The following is a 14079-nucleotide window of genomic DNA, read 5'->3' on the forward strand; positions in this document are numbered from 1 at the left end:
GGCCTTATCGCAGCCTGCGGCAGCGGCTACAGGAACTCGTACACCTTGCAGGCGTTGGTGTAGCCGCTGGCGAAGCCCGCGATCGGCCGAACGGCCGCAGTGACTTCAAGATTGCTGAAGGCCTTCGGCCTTATCGCAGCCTGCGGCAGCGGCTACAGGAACTCGTACACCTTGCAGGCGTTGGTGTAGCCGCTGGCGAAGCCTGCGATCGAGCGCGAAGCGGTCGCGCTCTTGAGGACCTTGAGGCTTCAGCGACTACGGGAGGATTGTCGGGTGAAATCAGGCGTTGCGCTTGCGCTCGGCGGCCAGGCGTTCGGCCAGCGCATCGATATCGGCGATGGGCGCTTGCGGCATCTTGCGCAAGGTGGCCTGCATCAGGCGCATCTGCCGCAGGAAACGCCGGCAATTGGGGCAGAACAACAGGTGATGGCGCTGGATCAGGCGCTGGCGAAAGCTCAGCTGACCATCAAGATAGTCGCTGGAACGTGCCACTTGTTCCTTGCAGGTCAGCATTGGCCGGTCTCCTCGAAGTGCTCCACCGTGGCAAAAATCTTCAGCCGCGCCCGGTGCAGCAGCACCCGGACATTGGAGAGGGAAATGTCCAGAAGATTACAGATCTCCTCCAGCTCCAGGCCCTGGCGCTCGCGCAGGGTCAACACGCTGCCTTGCAGTTCCGACAGGCTCAGCAAAGTGTGCTCCAGGCATTCGCGCAGTTCGGCCTCGGTAAGCAGGGCTTCCGGGGTGTCGGCGTGCCAGGCGAACGGCGCCACCAGCCAGTGCCCGTCAGAGGAAGAAAAACGCTCGTCGCCGATGGTGCCGTGGGGTGCCGGCAAGTCATCCAGCAGGACTTCCCGACGATTCTGTTTGTAGCGGCTTTTCGCCGAGTTGGCGGTGATGGTCAGCAGCCAGGTCTTGAGGCTGGAGCGCCCCTGGAAACCGGCCAGGTTGCGCACCACCGACAGCCAGGCATCCTGCACCACTTCGTCGGCGTGGCGCTGGCCGACAATGGCGTAGGCCACGGCGCGCATGGCGCTCTGGTAGGTGCCGACCAGTTCCTTGTAGGCCTTTTGCTCACCGGCCAACAGGCGTTCAAGCAGTTGCGTGTCGTCAGCTGCGGACATTCATGCCTCGTAATCGGAATCCAGGATCGCAACCGCTGAAGCAGCGGCTGCGATCCATAAGACTGTCAACGCTTGCGCAGAAGCACACTGCCAATCGAATAACCGGCGCCGAACGAGCTGAGCACCGCCAGCGAGCCGCTGCTCAGGTCGTCCTGATTCTTGTGGAACGCGATCACCGAACCGGCCGAACTGGTGTTGGCATAGGTGTCGAGAATCACCGGTGCTTCTTCTTCGGTGGCCTCGCGGCCCAGCAGCTTCTTGACGATCAGGTGGTTCATGCTGAGGTTGGCCTGGTGCAGCCAGAAACGCTTCACGTCGCTGACGTTCAGCTGGTTTTCCTGCAGGTGCTCGGCAATCAGTTCCGCCACCATCGGGCAGACGTCGCGGAACACCTTGCGGCCTTCCTGCACGAAGAGTTTGTCCGGCGCGCCGATACCCTCTTCCGCGGCGCGGTTGAGGAAGCCGAAGTTGTTGCGGATGTTGTTGGAGAACTTGGTCAGCAGCTTGGTGCTGATGATGTCGAACTGGTACGGCGAGGTGGCCAGGTCAGCCCGTTCGATGATCACCGCGGTGGCCGCGTCGCCGAAGATGAAGTGGCTGTCGCGGTCACGGAAGTTCAGGTGGCCGGTGCAGACTTCCGGGTTGACCATCAGGATCGCCCGGGCCTGGCCCAGTTGCACGCTGTTGCAGGCCGCCTGGATGCCGAAGGTGGCCGAGGAGCAGGCCACGTTCATGTCGAAACCGAAACCTTCGATGCCCAGGGCTTCCTGGACTTCGATGGCGATGGCCGGGTAGGCGCGTTGCAGGTTGGAGCAGGCGACGATCACCCCGTCGATGTCCGCGGCGGTCTTGCCGGCGCGTTGCAGGGCCTGCTCGGCGGCGCCGATGGCCATCTGGCAGAGCACCGACCATTCGTCGTTGGAACGCTCGGGCAGGCGCGGGGCCATGCGCTGCGGATCGAGGATGCCGTCCTTGTCCATGACAAAGCGGCTTTTGATGCCGGAGGCCTTCTCGATGAAGGCCGCGCTGGATTCGGTCAGGGCCTGAACGTCGCCGCGCTCGATCGCTTGCGCGTTGTCGGCGTTGAACTGATGCACGTAGGTGTTGAAAGACTCCACCAGCTCTTCGTTGGAGATGCTGTTGGCCGGGGTGTACAGGCCAGTGCCGCTGATGACGACGTTATGCACGGTCGTTCCTCTATTCTGTTCAGGCAGAAGGTATTGGCACCGTCGTACCAAACCGTAAATGGTCTATCCCGACTGGCGGAATAGGACCTGACATCGCTTTATTCCGCTTTGCCCGGGCGGCGAACGCTCAAAACCGCGGGGCCGGCATTTATAACGGCGAAGTTTGCCATAAACGCCGGCGTTTAGCCCCATCGGCAAGCGTAATCGCCCCCATCACAGATCGCTGTAGCCGCTGCCGCAGGCTGCGATCGACCTCGAAGAGGGTGTGCCCTTGAGATCGCGGGAAGGTCCTGCGGACCTTATCGCAGTCGGCGGCAGCGGCTATAGATCGCGTCAGGCTTCCACCTGGCTCCACTGCTTGTTCAGGCGCTTGTCGGAAATCGGCGCCTTGGTGCCCAATTGCTGGGCGAACAGCGACACCCGATACTCCTCCAGCCACCAGCGGTACAGCTCCAGCTGCGGGTCGCGCTTGCCTTCCTGGGCATGTTTGCTCGCCCGCGCCTGGTACTGGTTCCACAGGCCGGCCAGTTCGGTGCTCCAGACCCGGTCCTTCTGCACCTGGCTGCCGAGCTTCTCAAAGCGCAGCTCCACGGCCTTGAGGTAACGCGGCAGTTCCTTGAGCCACTGCGCCGGGGTCTCGCGGACAAACCCCGGGTACACCAGATGGCCGAGCTGCGACTTGATGTCGTTCAGCGCCACCGCCTGGGCCAGGTCGATCTTGCCCTTGAAGCGCTTTTGCAGGCCATGCCAGAGCTTGAGGATCTCCAGGGTCAGGCGCGCCAGGCGCTCGGCGTGCTCGGTCCAGCTGCCGCGCTTGCGCTCGGCCAGCGAGGCCAGGCCGGCGCCATCGCGCGGCAGGCTGTCCTCGCCTTCCAGCACGCAGCTGTCGAGGCTGGCCAGCAGGATGTCTTCTACCAGGGCATCGACGCGCCCCAGTTCGCGATACAGCAGGCCCAGCTCGGTCAGCCCCGGCAACTTGTTGCGCAGGAACTTGGCCGGCTCGGCCAGCTGTTGCAGCAACAGGCGCTGCAAGGCGCGGCGATGCTGGAATTCGGCTTCGGCCGGGGTCGAGAAACGCCCCTCCTTAACCGTGCCACCCTCTTCCACCAGCGCCGGATACACCGTCATCGACAGCCCGGCGATCTTCTGCTGGGTTTTCTCCGCCACCGCGGCGAACACCTTGGCTTCCACCGGCTGCTGGCTTTTCGCGGTTTGCGGCACGGCCAGGGCGGCCTGGCTGGCCTCGGCGAAACGCGCGGTCAGCTCGGCCAGGTCGCGGCCTTCGCCGAGAAACTTGCCCTGGGCATCGACGATTTCCAGGTTCATCCGCAGGTGGCCTTCCACCTGTTGCGCCGACTCGGCCCAGGCCTCGTCGCTGACCCGCGCCCCGGTCATGCGCAGCAGTTCGCGGCCCAGGGCCTGGGGCAGCGAGCCCTGGGCGAAATCGATACGTGCCAGGGCCGCCTTGACGAAGTCCGGCACCGGTACGAAGTTCTTGCGCAGCGCCTTGGGCAGGTTGCGCACCAGGGCGATGCACTTGGCCTCCACCAGCCCCGGCACCAGCCATTCCAGGCGCTCGGCAGGCAAGGCCGGCAGCAGCGGCGCCGGCACCCGCAGGGTCACGCCGTCCCGTGGATGGTTGGGCTCGAAGTGGTAACTCAGGGCCAGTTCCAGATCGCCGATCTGCAAGGTGTCCGGGTACTGCATGGCGGTGACTTCGCTGGCCTCGCGGGCCAGCACGTCTTCCTCGCGCATGATCAGCAACTGCGGGTCTTTCTGGCTATGCACCCGGTACCAGCTGTCGAAGGTCGCGGTCTGGTGGATCTCCGCCAGCAGGCGCGCGTCGTAGAAGGCGAACAGGGTTTCCTCGTCGGCGAGGATGTCGCGGCGCCGGGCCTTGGCTTCCAGTTCGTCGAGCTGCTCCAGCAGCCGCGTATTAGCGCTCAGGCACTTGGCTTTCGACTGGATTTCGCCACGCACCAGGCCCTCGCGGATAAACAGCTCGCGCGACACCAGCGGGTCCACCGGGCCGTAATGCACCGGGCGACGACCGACCACGATCAGGCCGAACAGGGTGATCTGCTCGTAGGCCACCACCTGCCCGCGCTTCTTCTCCCAATGGGGTTCGAAGTGATTTTTCTTGATCAGGTGCCCGGCTAGCGGCTCGATCCAGTCGGCGTCGATCTTCGCCACCATGCGCGCGTAGAGCTTGGTGGTTTCCACCAGTTCGGCGGTCATCAGCCATTGCGGGCGCTTCTTGCCGATCCCCGACGACGGGTGAATCCAGAAGCGCCGCTGGCGGGCGCCGAGGTAATCGCCTTCCTCGGTCTTCTGGCCGATCTGGCTCAACAGGCCGACCAGCACTGCCTTGTGCAGCTTCGGGTAATCGGCCGGCTCCTTGTTCAGGCTCAGCTGCAGATCTCGGCAGATCAGGCTCAGTTGGCGATGGGAGTCGCGCCACTCGCGCAGGCGCAAGTAGTTGAGGAAATTCTTGCGGCACCAGTTACGCAACGGGCTGGCGGTCAGCGCCTGGCGCTGCTCTTCGAAGCCGCGCCACAGATTGACCAGCCCGGCGAAATCCGAGTCGGCGTCTTTCCATTGCGCGTGGGCCTGGTCGGCCGCCTGCTGGCGCTCCGGCGGCCGCTCGCGCGGGTCCTGGATCGACATGGCGCTGGCGACGATCAGCACTTCCTGCAGGCTGCCCAGCTTTGCCGCTTCCAGCAGCATGCGGCCCATGCGCGGGTCCACCGGCAGCCGTGCCAACTGGCGGCCCAGCGGCGTCAGTTGGCTGTTGCGGTCCACCGCCGAGAGTTCTTGCAACAGGTTGAAACCGTCGCTGATGGCCTTGCCATCCGGCGGTTCGATAAAGGGGAACGCGGTGATTTCACCGAGACGCAGATGGAGCATCTGCAGAATCACCGCCGCCAGGTTGGTGCGCAGGATTTCCGGGTCGGTGAATTCCGGACGGCCGTTGAAATCCTCTTCGCTGTACAGGCGCACGCAGATGCCCGGCTCGACCCGGCCGCAGCGGCCTTTGCGCTGGTTGGCGCTGGCCTGGGAAATCGCCTCGATGGGCAGGCGCTGGACCTTGGCCCGGTAGCTGTAGCGGCTGATGCGCGCGGTGCCGCTGTCGATCACGTAGCGGATGCCCGGCACGGTCAGCGAGGTCTCGGCGACGTTGGTCGCCAGCACTACCCTGCGGCCCGGATGCGACTGGAAAATCCGCTGCTGCTCGGCCGGCGACAGGCGCGCGTACAGCGGCAGGATCTCGGTGTGCTTGAGCTGGGCCTTGCGCAGCATTTCGGCGGCGTCGCGAATCTCCCGCTCGCCCGGCAGGAACACCAGCACGTCACCCGGGCTGCGGCGCTCGCTGCGCTCATGGGCGGCGATTTCATCGAGGGTGGCGAGGATCGCCTGGTCCACCGTCAGGTCGTCCTCGACCCGGTTGCCCTCTTCGTCCTGCTCCAGGGTCAGCGGGCGATACCAGGTTTCCACCGGGAAGGTACGGCCGGAGACCTCGACGATCGGCGCGTCGTCGAAGTGCTTGGAGAAGCGCTCCAGGTCGATGGTCGCCGAAGTGATGATGACCTTGAGGTCCGGACGCCGCGGCAGCAGGGTCTTCAGGTAGCCCAACAGGAAGTCGATGTTCAGGCTGCGCTCGTGGGCTTCGTCGACGATGATCGTGTCGTAGCGTTCCAGGTAGCGGTCGTTCTGGGTTTCCGCCAGCAGGATGCCGTCGGTCATCAGCTTGATCAGGGTGTTGGAATCGCTCTGATCTTCGAAGCGCACCTGATACCCCACCAGGGCACCCAGCGGCGTCGCCAGCTCTTCGGCGACCCGGCTGGCCACGCTGCGCGCGGCGATCCGCCGGGGCTGGGTGTGACCGATCAGGCCGTGCTGGCCGCGACCGATTTCCAGGCAGATCTTCGGCAACTGGGTGGTTTTGCCCGAGCCGGTTTCGCCAGCGATGATCAGCACCTGGTGCTTTTGCAGCGCCGCCTTGATCTCGTCGCGCTTGGCGGCGATCGGCAGGCTGTCGTCGTAGCGAATCGACGGCACGCTGGCGCGCCGCGTCAGCACCTGGGCGCAGGACGCCTGCATGCGCTCGACCCACTGCACAAGCTTGGCCTCGTCGGGCTTCTTGCGCAGCTCAAGCAGCTGCCGACGCAACCGGTGGCGGTCGGCAAGCATGGCGTGGTCGAGGTTTTTCAGCAGTTGGTCGATTGCAGGCGATTCGGAAGTCATCGGGTACGCAAGGGTCGTCTTAATTTATGCAGGGGGCGGATTGTCGCAGATTTAACGAGCGAACGAGATCCTTGTAGCCGCTGGCGTAGCCTGCGTTCGGCTGCGAAGCAGTCGTAAAACCTGCTTCCCGAGTATTGCTGATGTACCGCGAGCAGCGGTTTTGCGAGGACTTCGTCCTCGGACGCAGGCTTCGCCAGCGGCTACAGAGGCGCGCGGTGCAGGCTTATTCGTTGTCCCGGTCCTTGCGCCGGTACGGGAACACATCGATCACCTTGCCGGCGCGAATGGCGTCCTGCAGGCCTTTCCAGTAATCGGCGTTGTACAACTCGCCGTGCAACTGGTCGAACAGCTTGCGCTGCCCGGCGTCGGCGAACAGGAACGGTGGGAACTCCTCGGGGAACACGTCCAGCGGGCCGATGGAATACCAGGGCTCGGAGGCCATCTCGTCCTCCGGGGTTCGCGGCGCCGGGATGTGGCGGAAGTTGGCTTCGGTGAGGAAGCAGATCTCGTCGTAGTCGTAGAACACCACCCGGCCATGGCGGGTGACGCCGAAGTTCTTCAGCAGCATGTCGCCGGGAAAGATGTTGGCCGCGGCCAGTTGCTTGATCGCCAGGCCGTAGTCCTCCAGCGCCTCGCGCACCTGGGCCGGGTTGGCGTGGTCCAGGTAAAGGTTGAGCGGGGTCATGCGCCGCTCCGTCCAGCAGTGGCGGATCAGCACCGTATCGCCTTCCACCGACACCGTGGACGGCGCGACTTCCAACAGTTCCTCCAGGCACGCGGGGTCGAACTTGCCCAGGGGAAAGCGGAAATCGGCGAACTCCTGGGTATCGGCCATGCGCCCGACCCGGTCGACGCTTTTCACCAGGCGGTACTTCTCGATCACCGTGGCGCGGTCGACGTTTTTCGACGGCGAGAAGCGGTCCTTGATGATCTTGAACACGGTGTTGAAACCCGGCAGGGTGAACACGCTCATGACCATGCCGCGCACGCCCGGGGCCATGATGAACTGATCGTCGGTGTTGGCCAGGTGGTTGATCAGCGCCCGGTAGAACTCGGACTTGCCGTGCTTGTAGAAACCGATGGAGGTGTACAGCTCGGCGATGTGCTTGCCCGGCAGGATGCGCTTGAGGAAACCGATGAACTCCGCCGGCACCGGCACGTCGACCATGAAATAGGAGCGGGTGAAGGAAAAGATGATCGACACATCGGCTTCGTCGGTGATCAGCGCGTCGATCTGGATGCCCCGCCCTTCGCGGTGCAGCAGCGGAATCACCAGCGGCCACTGCTCGTCGTGGGTGTAGATGCGGCCCACCAGGTAGGCGCCCTTGTTGCGGTACAACACCGAGGAAAACAACTCCACCGCCAGCTCCGGGTCCTTGCACACCCAGTCCGGCAGGTTCTCCCGCAGCTGCGACTCCAGGCGCCGCAGGTCGCCAGGCAGATCGGCATAGGCCTCGCTGAAGCTGTAGTCGACGAAGATCTGTTCGAGCATCGTCGACAGATGACCTTGCGGCCGGTAGGTGCGGGTCTGCGCGGCCCGGGCGCGGCGCAGGCTCGGCCGCGTGGTGTGGATGAACATGCAGCCGTCGCTGATCAGGTCATGGCTGAACAGGCCGCAGAAGGCCGAGTTGTACCAGGTCTCGGACAGCTCATCGTCGAAGCGCAGGTCGATCAGGCTGATATAGGCGCTTTTCACCAGCGGCCACTGATTGACGTCGAGCAGGGTCTCCAGGTCGAAGGTCGTACGCAGCCGCTGCACGGTCTCGCTGACCTTTTCCTCGTACAGGTTGATCCGTGCCGCCGAGGCGGTCTGCGCCTCCTGCCACTGCGCCTGCTCGAAGCGCGCCCGGGCACCGTCGGTGATCTGGCGAAAGTGCTCGCGGTAATCGTCGAAGCCATCGAGGATCGTTCGAGCGATATCGGCGGCGGGCCATTTCTGCGGCATGGTGAGACCTCTGCGGGAATTCGGAAAGGCCTGAGCTTAGCCAGTGAACCGGGTGCAGGAGAAGTGCAATTTTCCACAGATAGCGAAGGCGGCCGCCAATTCAACCGCAAGATAGCGATTGCCCGCGCCCCGTCTCTCGGCAACACTCTCGCCCTGCTGAAAAAAGGGCCGTTGAACGGCCTATTAAAGGAGTTGCGCCGTGAGACTTGTCGATACCCTGCGTTTGTTGTCCCTGGCCGCGATCTGGGGCGCGAGTTTTCTGTTCATGCGCATCATCGCTCCTGTGATCGGCAGCATTCCCACGGCCTTCTTTCGTGTCTCCATCGCCGCCACCGGCCTGCTGGTGATCCTCGCGCTGATGCGCATCAGCTGGGACTTCCAGGGCAAGTTCAAGACCGTGCTGCTGCTCGGGGTAATCAACTCCGGCATCCCCGCCACTATGTATTCGGTGGCGGCCCTGGTGCTGCCGGCCGGTTATTCGGCGATCTTCAATGCCACCACGCCGTTGATGGGCGTACTGATCGGCGGGCTGTTCTTCCATGAAAAACTGACCCCGCCAAAAATCGCCGGGGTCAGCCTGGGCCTGTTCGGCGTGGGTATCCTGACCCGCGCCGGCCCCATGGCATTCGACCTGGAACTGCTGCTGGGCGCGCTGGCCTGCCTGCTCGCCACCACCTGCTACGGCTTCGCCGGCTTCCTCGCGCGACGCTGGCTGGACCAGGCCGGCGGCCTCGACAGTCGCCTCTCGGCCCTGGGCAGCATGCTCGGTGCCAGCCTGTTCCTGCTGCCGGTCTTCGCCTACAGCGCCATCAGCCAGCCGCCCGCCAGCTGGGGCGGCTGGAACGTCTGGCTGTCGTTGCTGGGCCTGGGCCTGGCCTGCACCGCCTTCGCCTACATCCTGTATTTCCGCCTGCTGAGCTCGATCGGCCCGGTCAAGTCCATGACCGTGACCTTCATGATCCCGCCGTTCGGGGTGCTGTGGGGCGCGTTGCTGCTGGACGAGCCGCTGTCCATGGCTCACCTGTATGGCGGCGTGCTGATCGCCGCGGCCTTGTGGCTGGTCCTCAAGCCAGGGGCCCGGGTCGCCTCGCCCCGGGAACTGGCGGATCGCTGATCGCGTCGATTCCCCGGCATTGCGAGCGGTCCTGAAACATGGGCGCGCTCGCCACTTGCATGACAGTCTCGATCAGGCTTGAGCGGAATCGAACTGCCTATCGGACACCGTAACTTCCGCCCTTCGGCAAAAGAACTTAAAACAATAAAAATCATCTCCTTCTAAAAACAAATACTGCTCTCTCAACAAAAACATCCCCTCAAGAAAAAAATCATTAGCCCGCCGTCTTTATTTTTTGCCCCCCTTCTTTCACCCCCTCGTCAAAACCCCATAAAACTTGAACACAATTCGCAAAAGAAGCCCGCGCCAGACAGTTCCACTGATAACAACAACGAACTAACCATAACCAACAAAGATTATTCTCGATCACCATAAAGATATTTCTGAAAAGCTTCAAAAAAGTTCCAAACCTCTCTCCCCACGTATATTCCCGCCTTCTTCTTTATTAAGTTACCGGCCCGCTCACAACTTCCCCGGACAACTTGATCAGTTATTCAACGCTTATGAACAGATCACTCAGGCCGCACTGTTACAGCACCGGCCCTACTGCACTTCATAGCCAGAAAACTCCTCTCCCGGCCAAAAGGCGCTTCGCGCTTCCGTGCGGCCATCGAACGCTTTCAACCCCCGGCGCGCGCCGCTGATCCATAGCGCACTCAACGCCATCTCCACCCCTCCGACCACACAGGCACCGCCTTGGAAAAGAAAACCATGACACCCCACAGCTTCAGACCCTCCAGCACCGCGCTCGCCGTCGCCCTGGCGTTGAGCTCCTTCGCCCCGGCCGTACTCGCTACGACGAACTGGACCGGAGACGCCCATCACATTGCCTATGACCAGGACGGCAACCCCTATCGCGTCGACGACAGCAACGCCTGGGAAAACAGTGGCAACTGGAGCAACGGCGCTCCTGCCAGCGATGAGGCGGTCAACATCGACCGGCCGCTCGCCGGGCGCAACAACCAGGTCGCGCAACTGGACAGTGCACGAACGGTCGGCAGCCTGAACGTCGGCACCGCCAACAATGGCCTGGGCCAGTTGAATGTCGGCGCCAACGGCAAGCTGAACATCGGTGACAGCTTCACCCTGGGCACCGTCCAAGGCGCCACGGGCAAGGCCACCTTCAACAACGGCGCGACAGTGAACACCGGCGGCGACCTGATCGTCGGCAAAGGCGGATCGGCCGACCTGACCCTCAAAGACGGCTCCAAGGCCCGCTCCCAGGGCGATACCCTGATTGGCGCAGACCGCGGTGCCTCCGGCACCTTTATCGTCGACAGCGGCTCGACGCTGACCAGCGACAAGCGGCTGGTAGTCGGCGGTGCCGGCAACGGCACCCTGCAAATCAAGAACGGCGGCCAGGTCACCAGCCAGGACAGCATCATCGCCGCCGACCTGGGCTCCAATGGCAGCGCCAGCCTCGATGGCGCCGACAGCCTGTGGAAGACCCTCGGCGACATGATCGTCGGCCAGTCCGGCAACGGCTCGCTGTCGCTCACCAACGGGGCCAAGGTGCAGAACGGTGGCAACACCGTCCTCGGCGCACTCCGGGGCGGCAGCGGTACGGTCAGCGTCGACAACGGCACGCTGTCCACCGACAAGACCCTGATCGTCGGCGGCGCCGGCAACGGCACCCTGCAAATCAAGAACGGCGGCCAGGTCACCAGCCAGGACAGCATCATCGCCGCCGACCTGGGCTCCAATGGCAGCGCCAGCCTCGATGGCGCCGACAGCCTGTGGAAGACCCTCGGCGACATGATCGTCGGCCAGTCCGGCAACGGCTCGCTGTCGCTCACCAACGGGGCCAAGGTGCAGAACGGTGGCAACACCGTCCTCGGCGCACACAAAGGCTCAAGCGGTACGCTCAGCGTCGACAACGGCACGCTGTCCACCGACAAGACACTGATCGTCGGCAGCGCCGGCAACGGCACCCTGGAGATCAAGAATGGCGGTCAGGTAAACAGCCAGGACGGCATCATCGGTGCCAACCAGGGCGCCAATGGCAGCGCCAGCATCGACGGCGCGGGCAGCCTCTGGGAAACCCTCGGCGACCTGACCGTGGGCCAGGGCGGTAACGCCAGCCTGGTGCTCGCCAACCAGGGCGTGGCCAAAGTCGGTAGCGGCACCCTACGGATCGCCGCCGACAGCACCTCCAATGCCGCTCTTTATGTGGGAGCGACCAGCGACAAAGCCGCCGACGCCAAGGGCGCGGGCAAGCTGGAAGCCAAACGCGTGGTCTTCGGCCAGGGCCAGGGCCTGGTCCAGTTCAACCACAACGACCGTGACTACCAATTCGATGCCGGATTCGAAGGTCAGGGCCGCATCAATCACATCGCCGGGCAGACCGTGTTCAACGGTGACTCCAGCCGCTTCACCGGCCAGTTGAATGTCAAAGGCGGCGAACTGCTGCTGAACAACGTCATGGCCGGGCAAGTACAGGTCGACAAGAACGCCAGCCTGCACATCGGTGCCTTCAACGGCAGCCAAGGCGAAGTGCTCAGCGATATCGGCAACGATGGCCAGGTGGTGCTCGATCGCAACAACCAGTACCAGTACGACCACGTCATCTACGGCAGCGGCTCGGTCGAGCAGCGCGGCACGGGGACCACCGTGCTCACCGGCGAAAACACCTACAAGGGCGGCACGCTGATCAGCAACGGCACCCTGCAACTGGGTGCCGGCGCGAACGGCGGCAACAGCGGCTCGATTCTTGGCGACGTGCAGATCGACGCGCCCGGCAGCCTGGTGTTCAACCGTGCCAACGGCTACACCTTCGGCGGCGCCCTCTCCGGCACTGGTACGCTCTATAAGCGCGGCGCCGGGCGCACCGAGCTGAGCGGCGACAGTTCTGCCTTCCACGGCCGCAGCCTCGTCGAATCGGGCATCCTCGCCGTCAACGGCAAGCTCGGCGGCTCGACCGACGTGTATGACGGCGCAACCCTGGCCGGCAACGGCCAGGTCGGCAACGTCACCCTGCACAAAGGCGCGACCATCGCCCCCGGCAACTCCATCGGCACCCTGACCCTGGCCGGCGACCTCGACCAGCACAGCGGTTCGACCTTCCATGCCGAACTGCTGAGTACCGGGGCCAACGACCGGCTGCTGGTGAACGGCGCGGCGCGGCTCGAGGACGGCAGCATCATCAAGGCGGACAAACTCGACAGCAAACGCTACGAGCTGGACCGTCGCTACCTGGTGCTGGCGACCGAGAAAGGCCTGAGCGGGCGCTACAAGCTGACGGGCGATACCTGGGTCTCGACCTTCTATGACCTGGTGGACAACTACGACAGCCACAACGCCTACCTGGATGTGCAACAGACGCGCCTGTTCCAGGAAGCCGCCTTCACCCCCAACCAACGGGCCACGGCCACCGCGGCACAAAGCCTGAAAGGCGCGGCCGTGCCGGCGCTGACGCCACCGGTGCACAACAAGCTGTTCGAGGCCATCGCCTATCTGCCCGATGACCACCAGGCTCGCGATGCCTTCGATCAACTGTCCGGCGAGTTCCACAACTCCACCCGTTCGGCGCTGGTCCAGGACAGCCGCCTGGTTCGCGACGCGGCGAACACCCGCCTGCGCTCGGCGAGCGCCGCCCAGGCCCATGACACCGCGAGCGACACTCACTCCGGCCTGACCCCGTGGATCACCACGCTGGGCAACTGGGGCGAAGTCAAGGGCGACAGCAATACCGCCAACCTGCGCAGCGACACCAAGGGCTTGCTCACCGGGGTCGATACCGCGGTCGGCGACCGCGGCCACGTCGGCGTGCTGACCGGCTACAGCCGCACCGAACTGAAGAGCTCGTCACGCGACTCCTCGAGCGACAACGACAACATCCACCTGGGTGTCTATGGCGGAACACAGGTCAGCGGCTTCGACCTGCGCGGCGGCATGGCGTACACCTGGAGCCGGATCGACGCCAAGCGTTCGGTGAACTTCGCCGGCTACAGCGACCACCTGAAGTCCAAGCATGACGCCAACACCCTGCAAGCCTTCGGCGAACTGGGCCGGCGCTTCGACCTCAGCCCTTCGGTACAGCTGGAACCCTTCGCCAACCTGGCCTATGTGCAGGTCAAGAGCGAAGGCTTCAAGGAAAGTGGCGGCCCCGCGGCCCTGCGCGCCAAGCACGCGTCGGACGAGCAGACCTTCTCCACCCTGGGTCTGCGCGCCAGCGCCGACAAGCAGCTGGACAACGGCAAGTTGCTCAGCGTGTTCGGCAGCGCCGGCTGGAAACACGCCCTGAACGGCATCACACCGTCCAACACCTACCGTTTCGACGGCAGCGATGCGTTCCGTATCGAAGGTGCGGCCTACTCGCGTAATAGTGCAGTGGTCGAAGCCGGAGTGGAAACCCGGGTGACTCCCGAGCTGAGCCTGGGCGCAGCCTACAACGGGCAACTGGGCAGCGGTGCCAGCGAACATGGCCTGAGCCTGAACGCCAGCTACCGCTTCTAACCCCGCCCTGAT

At 64.0% G+C, this 14079-nt stretch carries 7 protein-coding genes; 2 read left to right on the forward strand and 5 right to left on the reverse strand.

Annotation, left to right across the window (positions count from 1 at the left end):
* Window positions 1–279 precede the first annotated feature (279 nt).
* The 5 genes from AC07PQ_RS30030 to aceK form a co-directional block, all read right to left on the reverse strand.
* On the reverse strand, window positions 280–513 hold the full coding sequence (locus tag AC07PQ_RS30030) for an anti-sigma factor family protein (RefSeq protein WP_007926855.1): 234 nt from the start codon (window positions 511–513) through the stop codon (window positions 280–282).
* The gene (locus AC07PQ_RS30035) at window positions 507–1121 is read right to left on the reverse strand and encodes an RNA polymerase sigma factor (protein WP_007926857.1); all 615 of its coding nucleotides are present in this window, start codon (window positions 1119–1121) and stop codon (window positions 507–509) included. The genes AC07PQ_RS30030 and AC07PQ_RS30035 overlap by 7 nt, the downstream gene beginning before the upstream one ends.
* Before the next feature lie 65 nt (window positions 1122–1186).
* Entirely contained in the window at window positions 1187–2308 is a 1122-nt protein-coding gene (locus tag AC07PQ_RS30040) for a beta-ketoacyl-ACP synthase III (protein WP_007926866.1), read from the reverse strand.
* A 333-nt stretch (window positions 2309–2641) separates the two neighbouring features.
* Window positions 2642–6553 carry an ATP-dependent RNA helicase HrpA gene (hrpA, locus tag AC07PQ_RS30045; protein ID WP_493186725.1) on the reverse strand — a complete coding sequence of 1304 codons (3912 nt, stop codon included), beginning with the start codon at window positions 6551–6553 and terminating at the stop codon, window positions 2642–2644.
* A 223-nt stretch (window positions 6554–6776) separates the two neighbouring features.
* Entirely contained in the window at window positions 6777–8498 is a 1722-nt protein-coding gene (gene aceK, locus AC07PQ_RS30050) for a bifunctional isocitrate dehydrogenase kinase/phosphatase (protein ID WP_007926870.1), read from the reverse strand.
* Window positions 8499–8697: 199 nt separating this feature from the next.
* Here aceK and AC07PQ_RS30055 point away from each other — a divergent pair, with 199 nt between their 5' ends.
* Together AC07PQ_RS30055 and AC07PQ_RS30060 are read left to right on the forward strand one after the other, a co-directional pair.
* Window positions 8698–9612 (forward strand): DMT family transporter, encoded by a 915-nt coding sequence (locus AC07PQ_RS30055; protein ID WP_007926872.1) that lies wholly within the window; start codon window positions 8698–8700, stop codon window positions 9610–9612.
* Window positions 9613–10323: 711 nt separating this feature from the next.
* Window positions 10324–14067 carry an autotransporter family protein gene (locus AC07PQ_RS30060; protein WP_495072397.1) on the forward strand — a complete coding sequence of 1248 codons (3744 nt, stop codon included), beginning with the start codon at window positions 10324–10326 and terminating at the stop codon, window positions 14065–14067.
* The last annotated feature ends 12 nt before the right edge of the window (window positions 14068–14079 follow it).

This window comes from Pseudomonas sp. GW821-FHT09E12 (assembly GCF_059416085.1).